The sequence below is a fragment of the uncultured Brachybacterium sp. genome, from assembly GCF_947500705.1.
In the GTDB taxonomy this organism is placed as follows: domain Bacteria; phylum Actinomycetota; class Actinomycetes; order Actinomycetales; family Dermabacteraceae; genus Brachybacterium.
The window spans coordinates 62,391-88,693 of record NZ_CANMSY010000007.1; the positions used below are offsets into that span (position 1 = coordinate 62,391).

General features: G+C 71.4%; 23 protein-coding genes. 11 read left to right on the top strand and 12 right to left on the bottom strand.

Translation table 11 applies throughout. From position 1 onward, the window contains the following. Positions 1-40: 40 nt before the first annotated feature. The 7 genes from Q0937_RS12770 to Q0937_RS12800 form a co-directional block, all read right to left on the bottom strand. On the bottom strand, positions 41-1,162 hold the full coding sequence (locus tag Q0937_RS12770) for a hypothetical protein (RefSeq protein ID WP_299304199.1): 1,122 nt from the start codon (positions 1,160-1,162) through the stop codon (positions 41-43). A gap of 170 nt (positions 1,163-1,332) precedes the next feature. After that, positions 1,333-1,815: a hypothetical protein gene (locus Q0937_RS12775; RefSeq protein ID WP_299304201.1), complete on the bottom strand. Its 483-nt coding sequence runs from the start codon at positions 1,813-1,815 to the stop codon at positions 1,333-1,335. A gap of 71 nt (positions 1,816-1,886) precedes the next feature. Beyond that, positions 1,887-3,038: a DNA/RNA non-specific endonuclease gene (locus Q0937_RS12780; RefSeq protein ID WP_299304203.1), complete on the bottom strand. Its 1,152-nt coding sequence runs from the start codon at positions 3,036-3,038 to the stop codon at positions 1,887-1,889. 352 nt (positions 3,039-3,390) lie between these two features. Further along, positions 3,391-4,185, bottom strand: coding sequence for a hypothetical protein (locus Q0937_RS12785; protein ID WP_299304205.1), 795 nt, complete (start codon positions 4,183-4,185; stop codon positions 3,391-3,393). 32 nt (positions 4,186-4,217) lie between these two features. Further along, positions 4,218-5,468 carry a galactokinase family protein gene (locus Q0937_RS12790; protein ID WP_299304207.1) on the bottom strand — a complete coding sequence of 417 codons (1,251 nt, stop codon included), beginning with the start codon at positions 5,466-5,468 and terminating at the stop codon, positions 4,218-4,220. Then, complete coding sequence (locus tag Q0937_RS12795; protein WP_299304209.1) at positions 5,465-6,304, bottom strand: sugar phosphate nucleotidyltransferase; 840 nt, start codon at positions 6,302-6,304, stop codon at positions 5,465-5,467. Before Q0937_RS12795 ends, Q0937_RS12790 begins: the two co-directional genes overlap by 4 nt. A 32-nt stretch (positions 6,305-6,336) precedes the next feature. Then, positions 6,337-7,569 (bottom strand): NAD(P)/FAD-dependent oxidoreductase, encoded by a 1,233-nt coding sequence (locus Q0937_RS12800; RefSeq protein ID WP_299304211.1) that lies wholly within the window; start codon positions 7,567-7,569, stop codon positions 6,337-6,339. Between the two features lie 159 nt (positions 7,570-7,728). Here Q0937_RS12800 and Q0937_RS12805 point away from each other — a divergent pair, with 159 nt between their 5' ends. The 3 genes from Q0937_RS12805 to Q0937_RS12815 all read left to right on the top strand — a co-directional run bounded on the left by Q0937_RS12805 (position 7,729) and on the right by Q0937_RS12815 (position 10,947). Beyond that, complete coding sequence (locus tag Q0937_RS12805; RefSeq protein WP_299304213.1) at positions 7,729-8,136, top strand: DUF2695 domain-containing protein; 408 nt, start codon at positions 7,729-7,731, stop codon at positions 8,134-8,136. 159 nt (positions 8,137-8,295) lie between these two features. After that, positions 8,296-9,798, top strand: a complete 1,503-nt coding sequence (locus Q0937_RS12810) for a glutamate--cysteine ligase (protein ID WP_299304215.1) — start codon at positions 8,296-8,298, stop codon at positions 9,796-9,798. Between the two features lie 141 nt (positions 9,799-9,939). After that, positions 9,940-10,947, top strand: a complete 1,008-nt coding sequence (locus tag Q0937_RS12815) for a bile acid:sodium symporter family protein (RefSeq protein WP_299304217.1) — start codon at positions 9,940-9,942, stop codon at positions 10,945-10,947. A gap of 87 nt (positions 10,948-11,034) precedes the next feature. Here Q0937_RS12815 and Q0937_RS12820 read toward each other — a convergent pair whose 3' ends face one another. Further along, positions 11,035-12,834 (bottom strand): BCCT family transporter, encoded by a 1,800-nt coding sequence (locus Q0937_RS12820; protein ID WP_299304219.1) that lies wholly within the window; start codon positions 12,832-12,834, stop codon positions 11,035-11,037. Positions 12,835-13,046: 212 nt separating this feature from the next. Between Q0937_RS12820 and Q0937_RS12825 the strand changes: the two genes are divergently transcribed. After that, positions 13,047-13,712: a DUF4352 domain-containing protein gene (locus Q0937_RS12825; RefSeq protein ID WP_299304221.1), complete on the top strand. Its 666-nt coding sequence runs from the start codon at positions 13,047-13,049 to the stop codon at positions 13,710-13,712. Between the two features lie 261 nt (positions 13,713-13,973). Here Q0937_RS12825 and Q0937_RS12830 read toward each other — a convergent pair whose 3' ends face one another. Continuing rightward, positions 13,974-14,477, bottom strand: coding sequence for a DUF2306 domain-containing protein (locus tag Q0937_RS12830; protein WP_299304223.1), 504 nt, complete (start codon positions 14,475-14,477; stop codon positions 13,974-13,976). A gap of 140 nt (positions 14,478-14,617) precedes the next feature. Here Q0937_RS12830 and Q0937_RS12835 point away from each other — a divergent pair, with 140 nt between their 5' ends. After that, positions 14,618-15,289: a MerR family transcriptional regulator gene (locus Q0937_RS12835; protein WP_299304225.1), complete on the top strand. Its 672-nt coding sequence runs from the start codon at positions 14,618-14,620 to the stop codon at positions 15,287-15,289. Positions 15,290-15,320: 31 nt separating this feature from the next. Here the strand turns inward: Q0937_RS12835 and Q0937_RS12840 are convergent, their stop codons facing one another. After that, positions 15,321-16,094, bottom strand: a complete 774-nt coding sequence (locus Q0937_RS12840) for a hypothetical protein (RefSeq protein WP_299304227.1) — start codon at positions 16,092-16,094, stop codon at positions 15,321-15,323. A gap of 73 nt (positions 16,095-16,167) precedes the next feature. On the opposite strand from Q0937_RS12840, the gene Q0937_RS12845 reads away from it, so the two are divergent. The 3 genes from Q0937_RS12845 (at position 16,168) to Q0937_RS12855 (ending at position 20,335) form a co-directional block, all read left to right on the top strand. Beyond that, on the top strand, positions 16,168-16,716 hold the full coding sequence (locus tag Q0937_RS12845) for a hypothetical protein (protein WP_299304229.1): 549 nt from the start codon (positions 16,168-16,170) through the stop codon (positions 16,714-16,716). 267 nt (positions 16,717-16,983) lie between these two features. Further along, the gene (gene hrpB / locus Q0937_RS12850; protein WP_299304230.1) at positions 16,984-19,635 is read left to right on the top strand and encodes an ATP-dependent helicase HrpB; all 2,652 of its coding nucleotides are present in this window, start codon (positions 16,984-16,986) and stop codon (positions 19,633-19,635) included. A 232-nt stretch (positions 19,636-19,867) separates the two neighbouring features. Next, complete coding sequence (locus tag Q0937_RS12855; RefSeq protein ID WP_299304232.1) at positions 19,868-20,335, top strand: DUF3817 domain-containing protein; 468 nt, start codon at positions 19,868-19,870, stop codon at positions 20,333-20,335. Between the two features lie 45 nt (positions 20,336-20,380). Here Q0937_RS12855 and Q0937_RS12860 read toward each other — a convergent pair whose 3' ends face one another. Further along, positions 20,381-21,457, bottom strand: a complete 1,077-nt coding sequence (locus Q0937_RS12860; RefSeq protein WP_299304234.1) for a hypothetical protein — start codon at positions 21,455-21,457, stop codon at positions 20,381-20,383. A gap of 260 nt (positions 21,458-21,717) precedes the next feature. Here Q0937_RS12860 and Q0937_RS12865 point away from each other — a divergent pair, with 260 nt between their 5' ends. The 3 genes from Q0937_RS12865 to Q0937_RS12875 all read left to right on the top strand — a co-directional run bounded on the left by Q0937_RS12865 (position 21,718) and on the right by Q0937_RS12875 (position 24,815). Continuing rightward, positions 21,718-22,920 carry a methyltransferase domain-containing protein gene (locus Q0937_RS12865; protein ID WP_299304236.1) on the top strand — a complete coding sequence of 401 codons (1,203 nt, stop codon included), beginning with the start codon at positions 21,718-21,720 and terminating at the stop codon, positions 22,918-22,920. Positions 22,921-22,998: 78 nt separating this feature from the next. Then, entirely contained in the window at positions 22,999-23,730 is a 732-nt protein-coding gene (locus Q0937_RS12870; protein ID WP_299304238.1) for an SRPBCC domain-containing protein, read from the top strand. After that, complete coding sequence (locus Q0937_RS12875; RefSeq protein ID WP_299304239.1) at positions 23,727-24,815, top strand: asparaginase; 1,089 nt, start codon at positions 23,727-23,729, stop codon at positions 24,813-24,815. Before Q0937_RS12870 ends, Q0937_RS12875 begins: the two co-directional genes overlap by 4 nt. Before the next feature lie 18 nt (positions 24,816-24,833). On the opposite strand, the gene Q0937_RS12880 is transcribed toward Q0937_RS12875, so the two are convergent. Beyond that, positions 24,834-26,177, bottom strand: a complete 1,344-nt coding sequence (locus tag Q0937_RS12880) for an alkaline phosphatase family protein (protein WP_299304241.1) — start codon at positions 26,175-26,177, stop codon at positions 24,834-24,836. Positions 26,178-26,303 lie beyond the last annotated feature (126 nt).

Here is a 26,303-nt window from a genome sequence, read left to right on the forward strand (position 1 = left end):
CGACGGGTCAGGGCCACCGGGCAGGGTCAGGGCCGACGGGTCAGGAGTGCCCGATGCGGTCGCCGATCACGGAACCGCTGCCGGCACCGGGGTCGAGGGCGTCGCCGAGCATCTCCAGCAGCCGTTCGAGCAGGGAGCGGGGCCCTTGGTCGCCCTCGTGCGTGAGGCGTTCGGCAGATCCGGAGCCCGTACTCTGCGCAGGGGCGTTCTCCGTCCCCTGGAAGCCGACCGGCCGGCCGCCCGCAGGCGCTTCCGAGGCAGTCCCCTCGGTCCCGCCCTCCGCGCCTGCACCGGACTCCGCTCCCGCCCCGCCGTCACCGGAACCGCTGCCCGAGCCACCCGAGCCTCCTCCGGAACCGGAGCCACCGCCGGAGCCGCCTGCGGACTCGCCGCCGCCGCCTCCCGCGCCGGAGTCCCCTGCACCAGCGCCCCCTGCGTCGGAGTCCCCACCGCTGGAGCCCCCGTCGGCGCTGGAGGCTGCCCCGCTCGGCTCCCCCGCCTGCTCCTTCGTGGGGGGAGCCTTCTCAGCAGTCAGCGACTCCCCAGGGGTGATCTGGCCGGACTCGCCGATCAGGTTGCCGAGGCCACCGGCGAGGCCGAGCCCGGTGAGCAGGTTCTCAAGCGCGAGCCCCATCCCAAGCGCGCTGCGGATCATGTCGGCGAGCACGCCGCCCAGCAGGCTGCCGAGGAACGCGCCGAGGAAGGCCTCGCGCCCCTCCGGGGTGCTGAGCACCTCGCGGAGCAGCTCCGCGAAGGGGCCATCCTGGCCCCCGCCCGCACCGCGCAGCGCGTCCTCGGCCATCTCGAGCACGTCACGCAGGAACTCCCCGGGGCTCGACCAGCCGCCGCCTCCTCCGGAACCGACGCCTCTCCCGATTCCTCCGAGGGGTCCGTCCGGAGCGGAGGCGACGTCCTGCTCATCGGCATGTTGGGCGAGCCGGCGCGCCCGCTGGCGCAGCTCGACCTCTTGATCCTGCAGGGAGGGTCGCACGATGGCGGACCAGTCGGCACGGAAGCGATCGGCGTCCTCACCGATCCATTCGATGTTGTCGATGCTCGAGGTCAGCAGGGTCTCGAGATCGGCGAGCGCCTCCGCTCGGCGCGAGTACACCATCCCCATCGTCCGCAGAGCTTCGGTGTCCGCGCCCCAGAATGCGTTCATCCGCTGCTGGTCCCCTTCCTCATCCCCATCACCGGCCAGGCCGGATCCCCCCGTTGTCATACCTACCGTAATGAGTCCGCGGCCCCTGGGCCATGGGGAGGACTACCCATGCTCCAGCCTGCATCGATGCCCGGCGAACGGGGAGTGGACCGACCACGCGGCCGCGGGCATCAGGACTCGCTGAGCAAGGACCTCACCCAGGCGGGCAGACGGTCTTCGCCGACCCGTGCGGCGAGCAGGTGCGCGTAGGCCGCATCGATCGCCCCGAGCCCGCCGAAGCTGCCCGGATCCCTGTCGTAGTTCAGGTCCGTGTCGAGCCGGATGCGGTCCGGTTCCTCCGGGCTGCGGCTCGCCTCCAGTCGGAGTGAGACGAAGGCCTGCCCCTGCTCGGCGGCGGAGTGCTGGAGAGCATCCAGCAGCAGCGTGATCTGCGAGTCGCTCGCGAAGGTGGCATCACCTCCGCCGGTGGTGCCGTCGCGCTCGGTGATCACGAGGCGGCCGGCCCATTCCTCACCGTGGGGGATGAAGGCTGCTCCCACGGCAGCCCAGTCCTCGGAGAGCTCGAGCGAGCTCAGCAGCACCCCGACGAGATCCTGGACGAGAGCACCTTGGCGCTCCATCGGAGCGCTGGGCGGGGGCGGGGTCTGGGTCAACGGAGGTCCTTCCACATGGGTCGGTTCGCAGGGTCGGTCGGAGGATGACGATGTGGTCGCAGGGGCGCAGATCAGCCCGGGAAGCGGGCCCCGTCAGGATAGTTGGGCAGGTGCTGATCCACGATCTGCTCACCGTTCTCGTGGATGCGCACGTCATAGCCGCTGGGCACGTACTCCCAGGGCTCGCTGCCCTGTGCCGGGCCCACTCCCTCGGGCTGCTCCTCCCCCCAGGTCACGAGGGTCTCGTAGGAGTAGGAGCTGCCGTCTTCGGAGATGCCGTCGGCCATCATCGACTCATAGGTGTAGATGGTGTCCTGGCCGCTGCGGGCCTGGTTCACCTCGTCCCACTGGCGGGTGTAGTTGATCTCTTCGCGGATCCCGCCGAGCTGGCGGGCCAGCACGTGCCCCGCGTTGAACTCGACCGGTTCGGAGGAGCCGTCCCCGGCCATGTCCCAGCGCTCGGCGATCTTCGACTGGATCGACTGGCTGCGAGACATCTCGCGGTCGACGATGACGTCCGGGACATACATGTGCTCGGTCCTGCCCAGCTCATCCGTGCGATAGAAGGTCGAGTCGTTGACGTGGTAGGTCGCCTCCGGGAACACCTCGCGGAGGTTGGGATTCATCTCCTTCCCACCGCCGGCGGCCTCGACGTAGGTGATGCGGCCCTCGCCATCGGTGTAGTAGGTGCCGTGGTCGCCCACCTCATAGGCGGTGTCCGCGGCGAGGGCGAGGGGCGCGCCGTCTGCGTCGAGGCCGAACGGCTCGTCGTCAACGCTGGGGGCGAGCTCATGGTTCCCGTCCACGGTGATGGTGGAGTCGGTCTCCGGCGGGCTGAGCTCCATACCGGAGTCCGGGAAGGCGAGCGCGCTCTCCCCGATGGCGATGGAGGCATCTGCAGCGCTCACCGCGTGCGCCGTGCTCGCGAGCGGCGGGATGCTCGCGGCCATGAGCTGCAGGTCTGCGACATCCACGACGGGGACATCACCGGCGGGCAGGGCGGCGCCAGCGGGCAGGGCGTCGACGGGGGCAGGGGTGGCCGCTCCAGGAGGTTCGCCGCCGGCGGAGACCTCGTCCTGCTCCTCGGCATGCTGGTCCAGCTCTCGCCCCCGCTCATCGAGCTGGGCGATGCGCTCGACCAGGCCGGGGCGCACCTGGCCGCTCCAGTCCGCGCGGAAGGTGTCGGCATCCGGCCCGATCCAGTCGACGGAGTCGATCAGCACGCTGAGCCGGGCGGCGAGGTCGTCGAGCTGCTCACCGCCACTGCCGATGGAGCCTGAGAGCCGCCGCAGGGCCTCGGTATCGGCCCCCCCAGAAACCGGTCACGTCATCTCCCCCGCTCGTGGCCATGTGAGCCTCACGCTACGGAGCGGTGACGTGCGCCGGGAATGGGGAGTTCTCCCCATCGGGCGCCCCTCAGGCACGGCGGTGCCGAGTGTTCACCGGCAGGTCACCGGACAGACTGAGCGGACCCAGTCTCCGAGACCTGACGGGCAGAGGACTTACAGGCTGCAGGCAGCGGGCAGAGGCCTCGCAGCCAGCGGCCAGCAGGCAGCGCCCGGCACGCAGCGGCCCTCAGCCGCCCAGCACCGCGATCACACGGCCGTGCTCGCTCCAGGCGACGTGGGTCTCGAGCGGGTCGCCGGGCACCTCGACCTCCATCAGGTCCACGCGGGCGCCGACGGGCGCGTCGCGCAGGTCCGCGACGGCGAGCGCGCCGGACGGCAGATTCGCCAGGCCCGAGGCGGCGGGGTCCTGCAGGGGCACCTCGATGGTCTCGGCGAGCTCGGTCATGCCCAGCAGCTCGGCGAACAGGTGCTCGTCCATCAGCTGCTCCGCGGCGTCGGTGCGGGCGTCCTCGGAGTCCTCTGCGACCGGGCCCCGCTCGGCGAGCGTGACGAGGGTGGCTTCGAGCGCATCGGCGAAGCGCACCAGATAGGCGCCGAGATCGGGGGCGGCCAGCTGCAGGGCGAGATCCTCCCCGATCCCGAAGACGGCGCCGGGGGTGCCATCCGGATCCAGCGCGAGCACCACCGCCGCCTCCGGGGTCTCGTACAGCGGGTAGAAGGTGGTCGAGTCGCCGAGCAGGGTGTACGGGCCCACGTCGGTGCGGTCCTCGATCTGGAGGGTGAGCATGGTCAGCCCGCGCACGATCACCCCGCCCAGCTCGTCGGCGATCTGCTCGAGAGCGGGCGGCGGATCGGCCGCCACCTCCTCCTCGGTGACGGCGAGGCCGGGGATCGCGGCGGCGTCCTGCTCGTAGATGTTGACCAGGGAGGCCAGGCGGTCCAGGACCGGTCGTACGGAGGCCAGCGGCAGCACCTCGGCGTCGGTGGGCCAGGGCAGGGAGGGGTTCATGGGCGTGCTCACGCGCTCAGTGTGTCACGCCGGGCGAGGCCGTTTCAGAGGAGTCGCCGGGCCGCTCCGCCGGGGCGGGTGACAGACGCGGTGGCGCCGCTGTGCTCGGGGTGCGCGGCCCGGTAGGCCGCCAGCCAGCGCTGCCCGAACTCCTCGGCGCCGTCCGTCGGGACCAGTGCCCAGACGCTGCCTCCGAAGCCTGCTCCGAAGGCGCTCGCGGCATGGGCGCCCAGCTCCCGGGCGCTCCGCTGCAGCGCGATGGTCTCAGGCACCTGGTTGCGCAGGCCCTGCTCCGCTCCTGACTGGGACTCGTCGACCAGGCGGCCGAACTCCTCGAGGTCCCTTTCCTCGAGGGCGATCCCGGCGGCGGGGATCAGCCGCTCGGACTCTGCGAGGAACTGGGCCAGGCGGCCCCGGAGGTACTCGTCCGCCGCGGTGAGCTCCCGCAGCCGGGTCACCGCTGCGGGTCCACTCGCAGCCGCTGCGGCGAGGGTGCGGTCCTCGCGTCCGGAGTCCTCGCACCAGCGGCGCAGGATCTCGGTGACGGCGAGGGAGACGCGGTTGTAGGCAGCGAGCGCGGCTCCTGTCTTCTCCGCCTCGACCCCGCTGACGGCGACCACCAGCGCGAGCTCGGGCCCGAAGGCGATGGTGCGCTCGTGGCGCACCGGGCAGAAGGAGTACTGCACCAGGGCGTCCTGGATCCCGCAGAGCATCGCGGTGTGGTCCTCACTGCCGCCGAAGGTCCCCACCCCGCGGTAGCCCTCCAGGGCTCCGAAGCTCTGCCCGTTCTCGACGGTGCCGAGGTATTCGCCGAGCTGTTCGGGGGTCGTGATCTCAGCAGTGAAGGCTCCGTCCGCGGCGATGCCGGCCAGGTCGATCAGGGTCAGGGCGAGGCCGACCACGAGCGCCGAGGAGCTGGACATCCCGGCTGCGAGCGGGAGGGTCGAGCTGATGGTGATGTCCGCGCCGCGCAGGCGGCCCGGGAAGTTCGCATCGAGTCGGTCGGCGACGGTGCGGACATAGCCGCCCCAGTGGCCGTCGGCCCCGGCGGGGCGTGCCTCGCGCTGGTCGAGGTCGACGGTGACGGTGCCGCCCACCACCTCCGAGTGCACGCTCAGCACCCGGTCCGGGCGGGCGGTGGCGATGATGGTGTGGCCGGCGTCGACCGCGGCGAGCAGTGAGCGCCCGCCCGCATAGTCGGTGTGCTTGCCGAGCAGTTCGATGCGGCCCGGCACGAACCAGGCCACGCGGTCCCCCGCGATGCCGGCGGCGAGCTGCGCGAGCACGTCGCTCACAGCGCCACCTCGATCCCGGCGAGTGCTGCCTGGACGGCGGCGACGTCGCCGCGGGAGGACATGTCCAGCACGCCTACGGCGGCGGGGACCACCGTGAACTCCTCCCCTTCCTCCACCAGCAGGCGGACGGCGTCGATGATCTCGAGCTCGCCGCGCACCGAGGGCTCGATGCGCTCGCAGGCGTCGAAGATGACCGGGGTGAACAGCCAGGCGTTCATCGAGACCGGGGCGTCCTCGCCGTAGACGGCGAGGGTCTCGTCGTCGGGCTTCTCGACGATGTCGCGCAGGTGGCCCTCAGCATCTGCGGCGACCAGGGCGAAAGCACGGATGCGATCGGCGGGGATGTTCGAGTTCTGGACCAAGGCGGCACGGTCGAAGCCGACCAGCGCGCTGCCGGGGGCCGCGGCGAGCGCGGTGAGCGCTTCGCGCGGGTAGTAGTTGTCCGAGTTCAGTACGATCACCCGCTGGTCTCCGGCGAAGTCGCGGGCGGCGACCACAGCGTCGGCGGTGCCACGGGGATCGGCCTGGATCGCGGTGGTCACAGTCACCCGGCCACCGGTGACGCGCGCGGCGTAGTCGCGCAGCATGTCGTGCTCCGGGCCGATGACCAGGCACAGCTCGGTGACGCCGGCGTCGGCGAGGACGGAGAGGACGTAGTCGAGGAAGGGACGGCCGACGTCGATCAGTGCCTTCACCCCGCTCGCGGCCACCTGGGCCTGCTGCTCATCGAGATGCGCGGTGTCATCCGCTCGACGCATGCGGGTGCCGAGCCCCCGCGCGAGGATCACGGCCCGCGTGGGGGCATCTGCGGGGGCGTTCTGGTTCTGATCAGCCACGCAGGAAGTGTACGGGGGTCTGCGGGAAGGTCTCAGCCGCCCGGGATGATCTGATCCTCGAGCGCGTCGGAGGGGAGCTGACCCTCCTGGGAGGCGGCGATGACCTCCCGGGCCCGGGGCACCGAGTCCCAGGTGTTCCACAGCAGCACGCCCTCGACCCGGCCACCCTCGAGGTAGTACACGACCGCGGCGCTGCGCTCCGCATTCCAGACCTCGCGCATCTCCAGCCCGGCATCGAGGCGTCCCACCGCCTCGTAGCCGTCCTCGAAGAGGTCCGAGAAGAACAGCGGCGTCGAGGAGTACTCCTCGAGGGCCAGCGAGTCATCCAGCAGGGCCCGCGCCATATTCCGGCCGGCGACCGTGCCGGAGGCCTCGGCGTGGTCGGCATGCTCGACGTGGCGCAGCCCCAGCAGCGGGTCGTCGAACAGAGAGATGTCCCCGGCGGCATAGACATCCTGCGCGCTGGTGCGCAGGTACGGGTCGACCACGACCGCGCCGTGCTCGACGTCGAGCCCGCCGTGCTCGGCGAGGGTGGTGTTCAGCTCCGCGCCCAGACCCAGCAGGACCGCATCCGCCGGCAGCACAGCGCCCGAGGCGGCGCGCAGCACCAGGTGCTCCCCGGTCTCGATGCCGGACAGGCGGAACTCCGGCACCACTGTGATGCCGTGAGCGGCGAAGACCCCTTCGAGATGGGCGGTGAGCGAGGCGGGCAGCATGTGCTCGAGGATCTGTCTGCCGGCGTGGCCGAGCGTCACCTGCGCACCGGTGCGGGTCAACGACGCGGCGACCTCGGTCCCGATGTACCCGCCGCCGATCACGACGATCCGGGCTCCCTCCTGGGCCAGGGAGCGCAGATGGCGGTAGTCACCGACGGTGCGGAGGCAGGTGACCCGTGGGTCGTGGACGCCCGGGAACCGACGGGCCGAGGACCCGGTGGCCAGCAGCGCCTTGCCGAAGTGGGTGCGGTGCCCGCGGGCGGTGACCACGCTGTGCGAGTTGGGAAGCAGCTCGGTGACCACGGTGCCGGTGAACAGCTCGGCGCCGGTCTCCGCCGCGGTGTGCAGATCCTCGCTATGAGGGTCAGGGTTCTCGCCGTTCCAGAGGGACTTCGACAGGGCGGGCCGGTAGACCGGAGGGTGGGGATCCGCGGAGAGGATGGCGATGGTGGCGTCGGGATCCGTCGCCCGGATCGCTCGGGCCGCGCTGTCGGCGGCGATGCCGCCCCCGATGATCACGTGGTCGTAGCGGTGCTTGAGGTCCGACATCGCAGGCTCCTTCGCCGAACGGATGGGTCCTGCCACGATATTCCCGTGCGGTCGCTTCGGCAACGCCCCGGGCTCCGAGCTCTCCTCCACAATGCCTGGTCATCCACATCCTGCGCCGCAGCCCGGCGCCGCCGACGGCGGTGATGGTCCACTGCCGTCATGACTGATACGCCGCTGACGGAGGCCGAGGAGATGCTGCGGGATCTCTCGGCCCGGCTGACCGATCCCGTCCCGCCCGAATGCCTGCTGTGCTACGTGTTCCGGATGCTCGAGCACGGATGTCGCGGGCTGCGCTGGGCCCGCCGCTATCGGGATCTGCGGGCGCCGCAGGCGACCGCGCTGGTGCGGCGCCTGCGCCAGGTGGGCGCGGGCTGCGACTGCGAGATCTTCTGGAACGGGTACGTCCTGCACGATGCGCATCTGGTGCGCACGATCGAACTGGACCAGGACGGCCGTGCCCATCCCGGCGACCTCGACTATCCCGAGGTGATGCCGCCCTGCCAGGGCGCCCGGGCGGGATCGACCCGGCCCTGCGCGCTCTGGCGTCGGCTGGGCCGGTACCGGTGAGGCGGGTGCCGATGAGGCACCTCGCAGTGAGACCCGTCAGCCTCGATCGCGCCCGGCGGGACCCGACCGGCTGTTCCGTCCCGCGGGCCTGACTGCCGCCTGAGGGCGAGGTCGTGCTTGGATGAGCGCCATCAGCCCCGCCACTGACCGGAGGTCACCATGGGACGCGAGATCGGCAGCACCGAGTACACCCGTTCGCAGCGCACGCGCTACCGCAGGGAGCTGCGTCGCAACCTCGACCTCTTCGAGACCTTCCTGGACACGGCGGAGTTCGTGGACGAGGGCACTGTCGGGGTCGAGCTCGAGATGAACCTCGCCCAGTCGGACACCATGGCACCGGCCCTGATCTCCGATCTGCTGCTCGAGGATCTGGACGATGAGGACTACGTCCATGAGATCGGCCGCTACAACCTCGAGGCGAACCTGCCGGTCTCCCGCCCCCAGGGGCAGGGACTGCGCGATCTCGAGACCGAGCTGACCGAGAAGATCGACCGCGCGGATACCGCCGCCCGGGCCCGCGGCGCACGGGTGATCCCCATCGGCCACCTGCCCACCATCACCGAGGAGCTCTTCTCGAGCGACGAGTGGCGCGCCCCGGGCGCCCGCTACGAGGCGCTCGAGAAGACCGTCCTCGAGGCGCGCGGGGAGGAGATCTATCTGAGCATCGAGGGCGAGGGGAAGGGCAAGGGCCTGGAAGCGTCGTTCGACTCGATCGCGCCCGAATCCGCCTGCACCTCGATGCAGCTGCACCTGCAGGTCCCTCCGGAGCAGTTCGCCGCCGCCTGGAACGCCGCCCAGGCGATCGCGGGGCCGCAGGTCGCGCTCGCCGCGAACTCGCCCTTCCTGCTGGGCAGAAGGCTGTGGCACGAGACGCGCATCCCCACCTTCGTACAGGCCCTGGACACCCGCCCGCCCGAGCTCGCCACCCAGGGAGTACGCCCCCGGGTCTGGTTCGGCGAGCGCTGGATCACCTCGATGTTCGATCTCTTCGAGGAGAACGTGCGCCTGTTCCCGGCACTGATCCCCGAGTCACGGGAGATGGCGGAGGAGCCCCTGCTCACCGAGGGCTCCTCGCCGCGGCTGCACGAGCTGATGCTCCACAACGGCACCGTCTGGCGCTGGAACCGACCGATCTACGACCCCGGGGTCGATGTCCCGCACCTGCGGCTCGAGAACCGTCTGCTGCCGGCGGGGCCGACGCCCGCGGACATGGCCGCCAACGCGGCGTTCTTCTACGGCATCCTCCACTCGCTGGTCCATGAGCGGCGGCCGCTGTGGTCACGGATGAGCTTCGAGCAGGCCGACGAGGCTTTCCAGCAGTGCGCCCGGTGGGGTCTGGAGGCCCGGGTGCGCTGGCCCAAGGTGGGCCGGGTGCGGGTGGCGGATCTGCTGCTCGAGCAGCTGATCCCCCAGGCCATGGAGGGGCTGCGGAACCTCGGCGCGGACGATTCGGTGGTCGAGCGCTATGACGGCATCCTCTCGCAGAGAGCCCGCACCGGCCGCAACGGCGCCCGCTGGCAGATCGACACCGTCACCTCCCTCGAGCTGCGCGGCGCGACCCGCTCCGAGGCGCTCGCGGAGATGACCCGTCTCTACCGGGCCGCGGTGGACACCGGGGAGCCGGTGCACGCCTGGCCGGTCCCGGCCCGCCAGCGCAGCTGAGCACAGCGGAGCTCTGCTGACCGCTGCTGACCGCTGCTCGGTCCGCGGAGCGAAAGTGCGGGCTGAAGTGGCGGGACGCACAGCGGCAACTGATGGTCCACATCATGGGATGCCATCTCATCGAGCGATACGATGTGGCGCATGAGCACTCCTCCTCCCCCCACGTCCACGGACACCCGGCCTCCGGCCGCGTCCACCGCCCGCACCTCCGAGGACCGCTCCGCGCGCATCGCGGTGACCGTCTTCCCCGCCCTGATCCTCGCTGCGGCGGCCTTCGGCTTCTTCATGCCCAGCGTCGGCCAGTCGCTCGCGCAGTACACCAGCATCTACCTGGGCATCATCATGTTCGCGATGGGCCTGACCCTCACCCTGCCCGACTTCGCCCTGGTCGTGAAACGGCCCCTGCCGATCCTCATCGGCGTCATCGCCCAGTACGTGATCATGCCGCTGATCGGACTCGGCATCGCCGTGCTGCTGCAGCTGCCGCCGGAGCTCGCCGTCGGCATGATCCTGGTGGGCTCCGCTCCGGGCGGCACCAGCTCGAACGTCATCGCCTACCTGGCCAAGGCCGATACCGCCCTCTCGGTGACGATGACCTCCATCTCCACACTGCTCGCGCCGCTGTTCACCCCGCTGCTGACCCTCTGGCTCGCGGACTCCTACCTGCCGGTGGATGCCGGAGCGATGGCGATGTCCATCGTGAAGATGGTGCTCATCCCGGTCATCGGCGGCCTCGTTATCCGACTGATCGCCGGCAAGCTCGTGGACAAGATCCTTCCTGCTCTGCCGTGGGTCAGCGTCGCCGGCATCTCCCTCGTGGTCATCGCCGTGGTCAGCGGATCCACGGAGGCGATCGTCACCGCCGGCGGCATCGTGCTGCTCGCCGTGGTGCTGCACAACGGCCTGGGCTACCTGCTCGGCTACTGGGCCGCCCGCCTGCTCCGTCAGGGCGAGCGCGCTGCCCGCACCACCTCCATCGAGGTCGGCATGCAGAACTCCGGCCTGGCCGCGACGCTCGCCGCGAGCGCTTTCAGCCCGACCGCCGCGCTGCCCGCCGCGATCTTCTCGATCTGGCACAACCTCTCCGGTGCCGTGCTCGCGATGTACTACCGCCGCAGCGCCGACAAGCACCAGGTCGATCCCACCTGATCCTCTGACCCGGTATGACGGAGGGCCGATGCATCGCTCACGCGCGCATCGGCCCTCCGTCACGTCTGGAGCCTGCCGGACACCGGGTCAGATCGACTGCGGGCGTCCGGCCTCTGGGAGGTCAGCCTTCCCACTGCCGGTGCGGGAGGGCAGGGTCCCGGCGTCCGGTCCCGCCCCCTCGTCCAGGGATCCGTCCTCCTCGTAGGGGTCGGTGAGCACCGGCACCTCGGTGGTGAAGGTCGGCTCGACGACGTAGTCGTCGGTGGAGAACTCCGCGTCCTCCTCGCGGCGTTCGTACTCCTCCGGGGGCAGCACCTGCGCCCATTCCCGGGTGCGGATCGGCGGCAGCTCGCCGGCGTCCTCCTTGAGCGCTCTCAGCAGGGCATACATCTGGAACCAGCCCATGACGAAGAACGGCAGTCCCACCAGGATGATCGTGGACTGCAGCGCGGTGAGTCCGTCGGCACCGGAGAACACCAGCAGCGCGGCGGTGACCAGCGCGATCGCCACGACCCAGAAGATGCGCTGGCCCAGCGGGTTGTAGTCCTCGTGGCCGTTGGCCATCGAGTCGGTGACCAGGGCGGCGGAGTCCACCGAGGTGACGAAGAAGATGACCACCAGGATGATCGCGATCACCGAGATGGGGAACGCCAGCGGGTAGTGGTCCAGGAAGGCGAACAGCGCCCCGGGGATGTCCCCGTCGTCGACCACCCGCTCGACCAGCCCGCCCTCACCGTTGAGCTCGATGTCGAAGCTCGCGTAGCCGAAGACTCCGAACCAGATCACGGAGAAGGCCGAGGGCACAGCGAGCACGCCGGCGACGAACTGGCGGATGGTGCGGCCCTTGGAGATCCGGGCGATGAAGATGCCCACGAAGGGCGACCAGGTGATGGTCCAGGCCCAGTAGAAGACGGTCCAGGTGTTCTGCCAGCCGGTGTTCGCAAAGGTGTCGTTCCACAGGGCGAGCTCGGGCAGGTTCACCAGGTAGCTGCCGAAGGACTCGATGGTGCCCTTGAAGATGAACAGCGTGGCACCACCGGCGAACAGCACGAAGAGCAGCAGCAGCACCGCCACGACGATGTTGAAGTTCGAGAGCACCTTGATGCCCTTGTCCAGACCCATCGACACCGAGATCAGTGCGAGCCCGCAGACCACACCGATGATGATGAGGTTCCAGCCGGCGGTCTCGGGGACGCCGAACAGCTGGTTCAGGCCGCCGTTGATCTGCAGCGTGCCCAGGCCCACCGAGACGGCGATGCCGAAGACGGTGCCGATGATGGCGATGATGTCGATCGCCTTGCCGATGGGTCCGTGGATGCCCTCACCCAGCAGCGGCTGGAAGATCGAGCTCACGCGCGGTGGCAGGTTCCGCTTGTGGATGAAGTAGGCGAAGCACAGCGCCGGCAGGGTGAAGATCGTCCAGGTGTGCAGCGTGAAGTGGTAATACGTGAAGTTCATGGCGTCGCGCGCGGCGCCCAGAGAGCCGGCCTCGAGGCCGAGCTCCGTGGCGCGCGGCGGGTCACCGAAGTGGCTGACCGGCTCGGCGACACCCCAGAACATCAGGATCGAGCCGATGCCGGCCGCGAAGAGCATCGCGAACCAGGCGCCGCCGGAGTGCTCCGGCGGTTCTTCGGCCGGACCCAGCTTCACGCGGCCGAAGCGGCCCGCCGCGATGACGATCAGGAAGCCCAGGAACACGGTGACGCCGAGGATGTAGAACCAGCCCAGGTTCGTCATCAGCCATTGCGAGGCGGCGTCGGTCGCTCTGCCCATGGGTTCGGTGAAGGCGATCGTGCCGATCACGAAGGCGATGATGATCGCCGCCGAGCCGAAGAAGATCACGGGTGAGGTGCGCAGTCTCAGCGCATCGTGCAATCTGGTCAACATGGCCAGTCTCCTCGTGGTGCGGAAGGCGTCTGGTGCAGGAGGGCGTCGTGGGGAGCGAACTCGACCGGACCGTCACGCCGTGGCGAGGCTGTCCGGCTGTCCGACAGTATCGCAGGGGTCGACCTGGTCCCGGGGGAGTCCTCCCCATCGCGCGGCGGTGAACCTGCCGATACCGTGGGCACCATAAATCGAGTGCCATCGTGGAGGAGACCATGAGCAACCCCTATGGCGTGCCGAGCGCACCTCCACAGAAGAGCCGCACCGGTCTGTACGTCGGCGTCGCCTGCGGTTGTCTCCTGCTGGTGACGATCCTGGTGGTGGTCATCGGTGCCGGCCTCTGGCTGTTCTCCCGTGACAGCGGCGGCGAGGACCCCACCAGCGGTCCCAGCACCAGCCAGTCCCCGTCGGAGGATCCGACGACGGAGGACGATCCGACGGACGCTCCCGGCAGCGATGATCCGACCGACGATCCCATCGAGACGCCGAGCGAAGACCCGTCGGAGGATCCCACCTCGAGCGCGGGCGCCTCGATCTCGATCCAGGCCTCCGCCCCCTCCGAGGGCTCCACGTTGGACACCCAGGACGAGACCCTGGAGACCGAGAACGGAAAGTTCATCGGTGTCGCCGTGACCATCACCAACAATGGCAGCGAGGACATCGGCCTGGCGGGCAAGAACTTCCGCTTCTATGACGACGCAGGCAATGAGCATTCGCTGCGCTACGCCTCGTTCTCGACCTCGGGGCCGCAGGTGACGCCCGGCGAGGAGGCCACCGCCCTGCTGTACGCGGATGTCCCCTCGGACATGGTGCTCGAGAACGTCAGCTACACCGATGCGGTGGGCACGGGCGGCGAGGAGTTCATCATCCCCGTCGGCTGAGCGACCGACCGGTCCGGAGCCATCCCGGCGCAGGTCACAGACGGATGGCGCGCTCGAGGCCACCGCACTCAGGGATTGACCAGCCTCACCTCAGTGGTTTTTCCGGAAGCCGGGGTCTACTGGTCTCAACGCGTCACCGGAGGACCTGCCGACTGAGGAGGAAGCAGGCTCCATCACTCCCGGGGGCGCGGGGGAAGGGATGGCCCCGGCTCGTGGGGACGAGCCGGGGCACTTTTCTGTCCGGGGTGCTTCTGGCTGTGCTCAGGCGCCGGCAGTGCTGGGTTCGCGCTCACGCCGCGGGCGCTGCGGGCGCTGACCGGCCGACCGCACCACGCGGACGTGGACCAGGAGGACGAGGATGCCGACGCCGAGAACGGTCAACACCGCGATCAACGGTTCGCTGCGCAGCAGCTGCGGGATCAGCCGCACCGGGACCAGCGCCGCGAAGGCGAAGGCGGAAAGGGTCCCGACATACGAGCCGATCATGAAACCACGGTGGACGCTCACCTGCCCCGCCCGGATCCCGAGGATCGCGGCGACCATGCACACCAGGGTCCAGATCGAGAGCCCGTGCAGCCACGAGAAGCCGTCGGGCGCGATCCAGAAGCTCGAGACGCACACGATCAGGATCGCCGCCACCCAGGTGACCCCGACCAGCCGATGGGCGAGGTCCCGTCGACGACGCAGGATCTGCAGCGGCCCCAGCAGCAGCACATACGTCGCCGCGAGGGCATGCAGCGTGATCACTGGCGTGAAGGCGTCCATGGGGTGCACGATAGTGCCGCTATCCCACTCCGCGCCATCAAGATAGCTGCCGGTCGACGCGCTATCCCACGACAGCCACGACAGCCACGACAGCCACGACAGCCACGACAGCCACGACGCACGTTCCAGGAGGTCCCGCGATGCTGCTGGCAGAGCTGGCCGAGGTCAGCGGGGTCTCGGTCGCCTCGATCAAGTTCTACCGGCGCGAGGGCCTGCTGCCCGCCGGGGCGCGGCTGACGGCGACCCGGCAGGACTACGGCACTGCCCATCTCGAGCGCCTCGAGCTGATCCAGGTGCTGCGCGAGGTCGCAGGCGCTCCGATCGCCCGCATCGCTCACCTCACCGCGATCCTGGACGACCCCGAGCAACCGCTGCTGAGCGCCCTCGGGGCAGCCCAGCTGATCTCCCTGGGCCTGCCCGCCGAGGAGCCGGATACCGCCGGTGCAGGCCTGCCGGAGCACCCGTCGATCGCCCCGCTGCTCTCGCACCTGGGCTGGCCGGATGTGCACACGGCGCCGCGGTCGGCGCTGGATACGCTGCTGCGCTCGCTCGAGGGCTGGGGGATGCCGACGGACGACGAGGTGCTGCGCCGCTTCGCCGAGCCGGTGGCCGAGATCGCGCGGGCGGACGTCGCCTCGATACGAGACCTGCGCGGCGAGCTGCCGGACGGGCCGGACGGCTCCCCCGTCAGCGACGACGTGCAGGTGATGCGGGCGGTGGCCGGCGCGATCGCCTTCGATCGGCTGATCCAGCTGCTGCGCGCCCTGGGACACACCTCGTACAGCATCCTGCAGGCCCGGGACCCCGGCTGAGCCGGTTCCTCCTCCGCTGCCCCTCCTCTGCTCAGTGCCGCAGGTCGATGCCGAACACGCGCCGGATCTGCGCGACCGCATGACGGGTGAAGCGCCGGTCCGAGGGCGTCGAGGCGAAGGGCAGCACCAGCCCCGGATGCTCCGGATGGGTGACCCGGCCGTGGGTGGATCCCGGCGTGACCACGAAGCCGGCCTCCTCCATGCGGCGCAGCAGCTCGCGCCGGGAGGTGGGGTGCCGGGTCCCCTGCCCACCCCGGGTGCCCGGCCCCGCGGCCGACTCGGCGATGTCCAGGGCGGGCTCGTACTCCGCCGGGCGCACGGAGAGCGCATAGCGGGTCGAGAAGAGCCCGATCACGGCATTGTCCGCCCGCCGCACCTGCACCACCAGCTCTTCCCGGAGGAAGTGGTCGCTCGTGCCTGCATCTGCGGTCCAGGCATCCTCCGGATCGGCGACGGTCTGCACGATCTGCTCGGAGGGCAGTCCTTGGACCCCGACCGCGCGGATGTTCCCGTCGGCGATCCGCAGCGGGCGCGGCACGGGGCGCGGGTCCTCGGCGCTCAACGTGTGCACGGCGCCGGGTGGTGCGGCCGGCACCGGGCGCGGCAGCTCCACGGTGCGGGCCCGGCGCCGCGGCAGCTGGGCCGACGGGCTCTGTCCCTGGGCCGCCGACGGCTCTCCGGCGGGGTTCGTCCCGTTCCCGGATCGCCGACCGCTCGCGCTCCAGTCCACCGGACGCACCCGCCGCGCGGGATCGCTGATGCCGCGCAGGGCCTTGGGGCTCGGGCGTGGTCGAGATGTGCTCACCCCTGAGATGGTGGCATGCCGGAGCCGTCCGCTAACGTTGCACTCGTCGACTCCCCCTTTCGTGAGGATCCGTGTGTCTGCTCGCTCCACCCTCGCCCGTCGGTCCGCCGCACGTCTCGCCGGGGCTCTCCTCGCGGTGACGCTGCTCGCCGCCGGCTGCGGGGAGAGCAGCCCGGGACCGGAGCAGCCGTCCTCGAGCTCCAGCGAGACCGCCGGCAGCTCGGACGGCGGCGGGTCCGATGCCGATGGCGACACGGCCGGCGATGCCTCCGACGGCGGCGGGCAGACGGCGGCCGAGGTCCCTCAGGATCCGTATCCGGTCACCCCCGCCCCCGACGGCTTCGTCGCCCCGGACGCCTGCTCAGGCGAGGGCGCCTACTTCGGGGAGGTCGGGAGCACGGCCACGCCCGAGCTGCCGGAGCGCGCCGGGGAGACGCTCACCATCGATGTGGTCGGCATCGAGGGCGAGGACGCGCAGCTGACCGCCACCCTCGGCGACGGCAGCGCCCGGGAGGTCGAAGCGGTCACCCTCGGGGAGACCGTGACGATCGATCTGTGGACGATCTCCGTCACCAGCGTCTGCGGGGACACCCAGCAGGTCGAGTTCGACCTCATCAACTGAGCACCCCGCACCCCCTGAGCGTCGGGCTCAAGCCCGGCGGGAGCGGCGGACGAGCCAGTATCCGCCGGCCACGAGCGCCAGCGCCGTCGCGGTGATCGCCGCGCTCACGCCGGTGCCGGCAGCACCTCGGTGAGGTCCCCTTCGGAGACGGGCGAGTGCGCGGGCAGCTCTCGGGGAGCTCGCGCACGACCGAGGACGGTGCCGGGTGCTCGGACCGCGCGCCCGGGCCGGGAGCACCTGCCTCGTGCGGCGCGGCATGATGGGTGGATGCCCGCTGCTCCGAGTGCTCCACCCGCCCCGCACCGCTTCGACCTCGACGCCATCGGCGCGGGGCTGCCGGTCGCGGACGCACGCAGCGAGCTCGAGGCGGCGGCCCGCAGCGGTGCGATGGTGGTCACGGCCCCGCCCGGCACCGGCAAGACCACGTTGGTGCCGCCGCTGGTCGCGAACCTCGCCGGCGGCCTGACCCTGGTCACCCAGCCGCGCCGGGTCGCGGTGCGGGCGGCCGCGCGGCGGATCGCGCAGCTGGACGGCTCCCCGCTCGGCGGTCCGGTGGGGTTCACGGTGCGCGGGCAGCGGGAGGTGGGCACCGGAACGCGGCTGGAGATGCTCACCCCGGGCGTGCTGCTGCGCCGCCTGCTCGCAGAGCCGGAGCTGCCCGGGGTCGCCGCAGTGCTGCTCGACGAGGTCCACGAACGCTCCCTGGACACGGATCTTCTGCTGGGCATGCTCGCCGAGGCCCGGCAGCTGCGTGAGGACCTGCTGGTCGGGGCGATGTCCGCGACGCTCGACGCCGCAGCGGTGGCCGGGGTGCTGGACGGGGCCGCGATCGTCGAGGTGCCCAGTGCCCTGCATCCGCTGACGGTCTCCTACGCCCCCTCCCCCGTCCCGCGGCTGGATGCCCGCGGCATCACCCGGGAGTACCTGGACCATCTCGCCCGCACCACGGCCCGCGCCCAGCGGGAGCACGGCACCGATGCGCTGGTCTTCGTGCCCGGTGCCCGGGAGGTCGACGAGGTGGTCGCACGCCTGCGGGGCCTGGTCGGCGACGAGGTGGAGGTGCTCGCCCTGCACGGCCGGCTCCCCGCCAGCCAGCAGGACCGCGCCACCGGCGGCCGCCGTCCCGGCGAGCTGCCCCGGATCGTGGTCTCGACCGCGCTCGCGGAGAGCTCGCTGACCGTACCGGGCGTGCACCTGGTGGTCGATGCGGGACTTTCCCGGGAGGTGCGGCGGGATCGCGGACGGGATATGTCGGGCCTGGTCACCGTCAGCGCCTCACGTGCCGCGGCCGAGCAGCGGGCGGGCCGTGCGGCCCGGCAGGGTCCGGGCGCCGCGGTGCGGGTCTTCGCGCCGTCCGACCTCGCCGGGATGCCCGCCCAGTCGCCGCCGGAGATCAGCTCCGCAGATCTCACCGATGCGGCGCTGTCGCTGGCCTGCTGGGGCACGCCCCGCGGGGAGGGCCTGCCGCTGCTGACCCCGCCCCCGGCCGGAGAGATCGCTGCTGCGGAACAGACCCTGCACGCCCTCGGCCTGGTCGATGGCGAGGGCAGGCCCACCCCGTCGGGCACCCGCGTGGCCCGCCTCCCCGTCGGCGTGCGGGAGGCGCGTGCGCTGGTGGACGGGGCGCAGCGCCTGCCGGGCAGGGACGCGGCCCGCACCGCAGCGGAGGTGGTCGCGGCCGTCTCCGACGATCATCGGCCGACGGGCGCTGACCTGCCACGGCTGCTGGTGGACCTGCGCGCCGGTCGCGCGCCGGGTGTCGAGCGCTGGCGCCGCGAACGCGACCGTCTCACCCGCATCGCCCAGAGCTCCGCGGAAGGACGTCAGGGCTCCGCGGAGGGACGTCAGGGCCCCTCCGGGCAGCGCCGCGGCTTCTCCGAGGGCCGCCGCAGCGCCGCACCCCCGCTCCTCACGGCCACGGACGCCGCCCACCAGGCCGGTGCCGTCCTCGCCCTCGCCCGGCCCGAACGGATCGCCCATCTCACCGCCGAAGGCTCCCGCTCCTACCTCCTGGCCTCCGGCACCCGCGCCGCGCTGCCCGAGGGCAGCGGCCTGCTGGGCCGGGACTGGCTCGCGGTGTGGGAGGTGCAGCGGGGTGAGGGCCGTGCGGCCGACGGCACCGGAGCGGTGATCCGTGCCGCCGCCCCGCTGAACGAGGAGGATGCCTTCCTCGCCGGGGCCGACCTGCTGGTCTCCGAGCGCACCGCGCGCCTCGAGAGCGGGACGGTGCGGGCCCGGCAGCGGCGCCTGCTCGGGGCGATCGAGCTGACCTCGACCCCGGTGACCGCGACCGCCAAGGACACGGTCCCCGCGGTGCTCACCGAGGTGCACGCTCGGGGCCTCGCCGGGTTGGCGATGAACGAGCCGGCCACGGCGCTGCGTGCCCGGCTCGGGCTCGTGCATCGCGAGCTCGGCGCGCCCTGGCCCGCGATGGACGAGGCCTCCCTGCTGGAGACGCTGGAGACCTGGCTCGCCCCGCAGCTCTCGGCCCGCACCACGAAGCTCTCCGGGATCGACGTCACCGGCGGGCTGCGGCTGCTGCTGCCCTGGCCGGAGGCCTCCGAGCTCTCCGAGCTGGTCCCGGAGCGGCTCGCAGTGCCCTCGGGGAACACCGCACGCATCGACTATCCGGCCCCGGATGCCGAGGACGGCCGCCCGGTGGTGGCGGTGAAGCTGCAGGAGCTGTTCGGCCTGGCCGAGACGCCGCGCCTGGTGCGGGGACGGGTGCCCGTGCTGTTCCACCTGCTCTCCCCGGCCCGTCGGCCGCTCGCGATCACCGATGATCTGCGGTCCTTCTGGGACGGCCCGTACCGGGAGGTGCGCAAGGAGATGCGCGGCCGCTATCCGCGGCACCCCTGGCCGGAGGATCCGTGGACCGCGCCGGCGACCGCACGCACGAAGCGTGCGGTCGGGCGCTGAACGAGATCAGGTCGCGATGACTGCGGTGGTCGTGGTCGCCATCATCACCGCGGTCATGTCCAGCAGCGGGAAGAGTTCTCCGGGGATCGTGTGCGTCGTCATCTCCCCGCTGTGACGCTCGGCACGCGAGGTTGTCACCCCTGACCGTTTACCAGCGGGTCCGTCTTCCGTCGGACTCTCCTCGGGTCGTGCATCCAGCGGGCCCTGAGGATCTGCTGGCACCATCGACACCATGCGCCTGCTCTCTACCCCCTCCCGCCTCTACCGGGCGCTCGCCTTCGCCGAGATGATCACCTGGACCCTGCTGCTGGCGGGGATGTTCCTGAAGTACGTCGTGCAGTCGACCGAGGTGCTGGTGCGTATCGGCGGCGGGCTGCACGGCTTCACCTTCATCGCCTATGTGGTGGTGACGGTGCTGGTCGCGATCGATCAGCAGTGGCGGCTGAAGGATCTGCTGCTGGGCCTCGGCTCGGCGATCATCCCGTACCTCACGGTCCCCTTCGAGCGCTCGGCGATGCGTCGCGGCCTGCTCAGCGATGCCTGGCGGCTGCGCGAGGAGCGAGGCCGCACCTCGCTGGAGCGCCTGGTCTCCCTCGCGCTGCGCCACCCGCTCCCGGCGGTGCTGATCGCGCTCGTCGCGATCGCGATCGTGTTCTCGGTGCTGCTCTCGCTGGGCCCGCCCACCGAGTGGTTCGCCTGAACGGTCGCTGAGCGAGCCCGCTGAGCACCCCTCCGCGGCCGCCGCTCAGCGCGGAGGCACGATCGGGTCGATCCGCACCAACTCGCCGCCGCGCAGGTGGAGCCGGTTGATCTCGACCACCGGGGTCCGATGGGAGAGCCGCGGGACGGGCGGCTGATCCGGTTCCGGCGGCAGCGCCTCGCCGAAGCACACCCCGCAGCTCTGGACGGCGAGCGCCTGCGAGCGCCGTGCCTCCCAGTCCACCTGCGCCGAATGCGCGGCCCGGATCCAGGGCCCACCATGGGGCCGGCAGGGCCCTGCGCCGTCCTGTCCCTGCAGCGGGCACTGCGCAGGCCGGGCCGTGACCATCAGATCCAGGCCCTCGAGCTCCGGGATGCGGGGGTCCGCGCCGGTGGGGATCACGTCCAGGCCTCCCGGCCCGATCCGCAGCACCGCTCCCTGTCCCTGCTCGACGGCGATCAGCAGAGCGCTCTCGAGCGCCTGGTCCGGGTGGGAGGCGAGCAGGTCCTCGCGCGCAGCGGCAGCGGGCTCGAACCAGTCCCGCCGGGTCCCGACGAGTGCTCCGAGGGCGACCGGTCCGCCGCGACGGCGCAGCGCGGCAGCCACGGCGGGGCGCCGGAACCAGCTCAGCGCGGCAGGGCGCACCGCGCGGGCACTGCCCTCGACCGGGGCACCGGCGCGGGCCCCTTCCCGGCTGGGTCGTGCGAGCTGCTCGGACGACTGCCCGCGCACCTCGAAAGGTGCCTGGCCGCCGCTGAGATCAGCCACGATCGTGCCCTCCGGGCTGAGGGTGGGCAGCACCGGCCCCAGCGCCGGCACCACCAGCCAGGAGTGCGCGAGCTCGAGCGGTCGCCGGTCCCGCAGGGTGGCCCGCACGATCTGCGGTGCGGGCGGGACGGTGGGGCGACGCCGACGGTAGAGGAGCTCTTCCTCCCTCTCCTCCTCGGAGCCCTCCCCATAGTCCTGCACGGAGTCGTTCGCGGCGGTCTGCGCGTCGACCAGCAGCCCCGGGTCAGCGCTCGCGGTGATCGGGCCGACGCCCGGCAGGTCCAGCTCGATCAGCTGGTCGCGCCAGCTCGCTGCGACGGGGTCGCTCTCCACCGGGTCGTGGTCCAGGGTCATGTCCTCTGCCTTCCGACGTGGGCCTCACGGACCCCTGAGCGGACGAGCGGCTGCTCTCCGGCCGGGTCTTCCTCGACGGGCTCCGAGCTCAGATCCGGTTGCCGCGCGGCCTCTGTCGACGACGTGCAGCCGACACTCATGACCCGTCCGCGACGGTAGCGGAGGGGTCCGACAGCCGAAGGCGGCGACCGTGAAAGCGCCTCCGACGGCGGCGAACCCTCCGGCAGCAGCCGCCGTCCTGGGCCTCGTAGACTCCAGGGGTGCGGTGTCATCATTTCGAGTCCGGTGAGTGCAGGTCCTGCACCCTCCTGGACCTCCCCCGCCCCCGCCAGATCGCCGAGGGCCGCGACCGGGTCGAGCAGCTGCTCGCACCATTCCTCTCCCCCGGCACCGCGTGGGACGGCCCACTGGTCGGTGCGGACTCCGGGTTCCGGGCGCGCGGGAAGATGGCCGTGGCCGGGACCGCCCAGGAGCCGCGACTGACCCTGCCGGGCCAGGCCGCGGGCGTGGACCTCTGCGACTGCCCGCTCTACCCGGACGGGGTCGAGGAGGTGCTCGAAGGGGCCAAAGCCCTGATCCGCCGCGCGCAGGTGCCTCCCTATGACGTCGCCCGTCGCCGCGGAGAGATCAAGAACGTGCTGGTGACCGCGTCGCCCGACGGCGAGCACGTGCTGCGTCTGGTGCTGCGCAGCGAGCAGGCGCTTCCACGGATCCGCGAGCATCTGCCCCGACTGCTCGAGGCCCACCCCTCAGTGGTCGCGGTCTCCGCGAACATCCATCCTGACCACACCACCGCGGTCGAAGGCGAGCAGGAGATACCGCTGGCCGGCGCCGCATCGATCGCCGTGCGCACCGGGGACGTCACCCTGTTCGCCCGCCCGCAATCCTTCCTGCAGACCCACACCGAGGTCGCCGGGAAGCTCTACCGCCAGGCCGCGGAATGGGTCGCGCAGTGGGTGGCGGAGCGGGGTGCGGGACGTGACGCCGCGCGCGGCGAGACCGCACACGAGGACACTCCACGGCTCTGGGACCTCTACTGCGGGCTGGGCGGATTCGCGCTGCATGCAGCGCTGGCCGCCCCGGCGGCCAGGGTCACCGGGGTGGAAGTCTCCGAACAGGCCATCGAGGGGGCTCTCGAGGCTGCCTCGGCCCAGGGCATCGCGGCGAGCTTCCTCGCCGCGGATGCCACCGACTGGGCGATCGAGAAGTCCGCCGGACCTGAGGGCCCTCCCGACATGGTGATCGTGAACCCTCCCCGCCGCGGGCTGGGGCCGCGCCTGGCCGGCTGGCTCGAGGACTCCGGCGTACGCGACGTCCTCTACTCCAGCTGCAACCCGACCACCCTGGCGAGCGACCTCGCCGCCATGCCCTCGCTGCGCATCACTGCGGGCCGCTTCGTGGACATGTTCCCGCACACCGAGCACGCCGAGGTCATCGTGCGACTGCGCCGCATTCCCACCTGACCGGTCCGCCCCACCTGACCTGCCTGACCCGCCCGAGCTGACACAGTGGGTCCCATACATCGCCCTCGAAGGAGCCCCATGACCGCCACACCCTCCAGCCAGCTGACCGCCGTCACCCGCACCGTCACCCTCGCCGAGGACGGAAACACCGTCACGCTCGAGCAGACCTTCCCCGTGCACCCCGAGGAGCTGTGGTCCGCTCTCACCATCTGCTCGCACCTCGAGGTGTGGTTCGGTCGCGCCAGCGGCGAGGTCGTCGAGGGCGGCAGCTACACGCTTCCGGATATGGAGACCCGCGGCAGCGTGATCGCCGTCGAAGAGCCCGCCCGCCTGCTGCTGAGCTGGGAGGTCGGCAAGAGCAGCACCCGGCTGGAGCTGCTGGTCGCCCCCGTGGACGCCGCTGCGGACACTGCTGCGGACACCGCCCAGGCAGATCAGGCCGCAGGCGCCGACGAGGCAGATCAGGCCGCAGACGCCGAGGAGCAGGCAGCTCCGGTCGGCTCCCGCTTCACCCTCCGTCACACCGTCCCGGAGGACGCCCACTGGAAGACCTTCGGCCCCGCGGCAACCGGTCTCGGCTGGGATGCGGCGCTCTACGCGCTCGCTCTCCACCTGCAGGACCCGTCGGTGGACCTGATCCCGCAGCTCGGGGACTTCGCCGGCTCCGAGGAGGGTGAGGAGTTCACCCGCGCCACCGCGGAGGCCTGGTTCGAGGCGCACATCGCCACCGGGGTGGACAAGAAGCCGGCCCGCAAGGCCTCGGTACGCACCGCCGCCTTCTACCTCGGCGAGGAGCCGGAGCTGTCGTGATCGGGACGTCGGAACCCTGGCAGCCGACGCAGCACGGGCCCACGGCGCAGGCGCAGGCGCAGGCGCAGGCGACACAGGATGGACAGACAGCGTCCGCCATCACCCTGCTCACGCTCGGCGGCACCATCTTCATGGCCCAGGACTCCGAGGGCGGACATGCCGTCCCGGACGCGGCCGCTGGGGAGCGCCTGCGCGGGACGCACATGGACGGCGTCGACCTCACCTCGCGAGAGATCGCGAACGTCTCCTCCTCCGATGTGCGCCCGCGCCACCTGCGAGAGGTGCTCGAGCACGCCCGGCGTGCGGTGGATGAGGGCGCGGACGGGGTCGTGCTCACCCACGGCACCGACACCCTCGAGGAGACGGCCTTCGTGCTGAACCGCTACTGGGACCGCGAGGCACCGCTGGTGGTGACGGGTGCGATGCGGCCGGCGAGCGCTCCGGGCGCGGATGGTCCGGCGAACCTGCGGGACGCGGTGGCCACGGCGGCCGCCCCGTCGGCCCGCGGCTGGGGCGTGCTGGTGGTGTTCGACGGCCACGTACATCTCGCGGACCAGGCCACCAAGGCATCCTCCCGCTCCGTCTCCGCCTTCGCCTCCAGCCCGTCAGGGCCGTTCGCGAAGGTCGACGAGGGAGACCTGCACCTGCTGCACCGACCTTTCGACCGCGTCGCCCGGGTGGCCCAGGCAGAGAGCGTGCCCCCGAACCGGTTCCCTGCGGTCCCGATCCTGACCGCGGGCCTCGACGAGGATCTCACCCTGCTGGACCACGTCCCGGCGCGATCCATCGCGGGGCTCGTGATCGCCGGGGTCGGGATGGGGCACGTCTCCCCCGCCGCCATGCCGCGCCTGCGCCGGCTGCTCGACGCCGGCACGCCCGTGGTCGTCGCGACCCGCATCGCCTCCGGCGGCACCTCGACCTACCACTACGCCTATCCGGGCAGCGAGGTGGACCTGCTGGACGCGGGTGCGCTGATGGCAGGGTTCCTGCCCCCGGCTCAGGCCCGCCTGCTCCTGCAGGTCCTCCTCGCCGACGATGCGGGTCCGGATCAGATCCGCGAGTCCTTCGAGGCCTACGCGAGCTGAGCTCCCAGAACTGGGCTCTCAGACCCGGGCCCGCAGGACCTCGCCGACCACGGCGCCGTCGGCCTCGGGGAACTCCAGGCCCAGCAGGTGGGCGAAGGTCGCCGCTTCATCGGTCACGGTGCAGCGGGTGAATCGCACGCACTCGGCGATATCGGGGCCGGTCATCGCGAACACTGCCTGGATGTCCTGTTCGGGCAGGTGACCGTGCTGGGAGAGCAGGAAGGTGTAGTCCGCATCGAAGCGGCCGTACAGCGAGCGGCCCTCCCAGAGGTTCTGGAAGTTGGTGCCGCTGGTGCCCTCGAGCACGCCGAGGAAGGGGCCCGAGTAGCCGTAGTCCTTCGTCATGTCGGCCAGCGGGTGGAAGTCCGCGACGGGGATCTCGGGATCGTCGATCCACTCTTCGACCAGGGCGAGGACCTTCTCGAGGGTGACCTCATCCGCCTCGGGGTTCAGGTGCAGCTGGCCGGTGAGCCCGCAGCCGTGCACCCAGGCATCCCAGCTGCTGACCTCTCCGGACTCATCGAGCCTCACGAAGCCGCGCTCGACCAGCAGGTTGTTGCCGCGGAAGCATCGGCCCACCTCGACGTGCCCGTGATCGGAGACGATCGCGACGTTGGTCTCCTCCGCGATCCCGGCCTCCTCGAGGGCCGCGAAGATCTCGCCGATCCACCTGTCGACCCGTTCGAAGGCTGCTTTCACCTCGGGGGTGAAGCGGCCGGTGGAGTGGCGGGCGGAGTCCACGTCGACCAGGTGCACGAACAGCACGTCGGGTCGGTCGGTGCGGAGGATGTCGGTGGCGACGGCGGTGTTGAAGCGGCCGAAGACGTGCTTGCGGTCCCAGCTGATCTCCCCCGCGTGGCGGTCCACGTACTCGCGACCGCGGGGCGTGGAGGCTGCCCGCAGCACGGCGAGGGTCGGCTCGAGGCCGCCGCGGTTCCAGATCTCCGGCACCGCGATGTCGATCGAGGGCGACCAGCCGGTCACCGGCCAGCCCACGGTGGCGGTGGTGAGGCCCTGCTCCTTCGCGAGATCGAAGATCGTCGGGGTGGTGATGTCGCGCGCGTCCCAGAACCAGTCCGGCGTCCGCACTCCCGGGGAGACCTTCTCGTTGGCGTAGATGCCGTGCCCCTCGGCGGTGCGGGCGGTGGTCTGCGAGGTGTGGTTCGGGTAGGTCACCGTGGGGTAGATCGCCTCGGCACTGCCCCAGCCGCCGGAGAGGATGCGGGCGAAGTTCGGCAGGCTGCGGGCGAAGGGGACATCAACATCGCTCATCGCGTCGACCGAGAGCACCACCAGGCGGTGGCGCTTCCCGGGGGTGGCGGCGAGACTCTCAGGGCGGGAGGTCTGGACGGTGTCGCTCACGGGGACTCCTCAGGGGCGGTGCGGGTGGAAGCGCTCCCACGCTAGGAGTGCCCGGCCACCACCCGGGGGCGCCGCGGTGAACATGGCAGGAACAGGTTCCTCGGATCTGTTCATCGTCACCCGGTC

Coding starts and splice junctions, on each gene's coding strand:
- hrpB (WP_299304230.1), top strand. CDS start 16,984: ATGCCCGCTGCTCCGAGTGCTCCACCCGCCCCGCACCGCTTCGACCTC.
- Q0937_RS12820 (WP_299304219.1), bottom strand. CDS start 12,834: ATGTTGACCAGATTGCACGATGCGCTGAGACTGCGCACCTCACCCGTG.
- Q0937_RS12835 (WP_299304225.1), top strand. CDS start 14,618: ATGCTGCTGGCAGAGCTGGCCGAGGTCAGCGGGGTCTCGGTCGCCTCG.
- Q0937_RS12810 (WP_299304215.1), top strand. CDS start 8,296: ATGGGACGCGAGATCGGCAGCACCGAGTACACCCGTTCGCAGCGCACG.
- Q0937_RS12855 (WP_299304232.1), top strand. CDS start 19,868: ATGCGCCTGCTCTCTACCCCCTCCCGCCTCTACCGGGCGCTCGCCTTC.
- Q0937_RS12825 (WP_299304221.1), top strand. CDS start 13,047: ATGAGCAACCCCTATGGCGTGCCGAGCGCACCTCCACAGAAGAGCCGC.
- Q0937_RS12870 (WP_299304238.1), top strand. CDS start 22,999: ATGACCGCCACACCCTCCAGCCAGCTGACCGCCGTCACCCGCACCGTC.
- Q0937_RS12830 (WP_299304223.1), bottom strand. CDS start 14,477: ATGGACGCCTTCACGCCAGTGATCACGCTGCATGCCCTCGCGGCGACG.
- Q0937_RS12770 (WP_299304199.1), bottom strand. CDS start 1,162: ATGAACGCATTCTGGGGCGCGGACACCGAAGCTCTGCGGACGATGGGG.
- Q0937_RS12860 (WP_299304234.1), bottom strand. CDS start 21,457: ATGACCCTGGACCACGACCCGGTGGAGAGCGACCCCGTCGCAGCGAGC.
- Q0937_RS12815 (WP_299304217.1), top strand. CDS start 9,940: ATGAGCACTCCTCCTCCCCCCACGTCCACGGACACCCGGCCTCCGGCC.
- Q0937_RS12800 (WP_299304211.1), bottom strand. CDS start 7,569: ATGTCGGACCTCAAGCACCGCTACGACCACGTGATCATCGGGGGCGGC.
- Q0937_RS12805 (WP_299304213.1), top strand. CDS start 7,729: ATGACTGATACGCCGCTGACGGAGGCCGAGGAGATGCTGCGGGATCTC.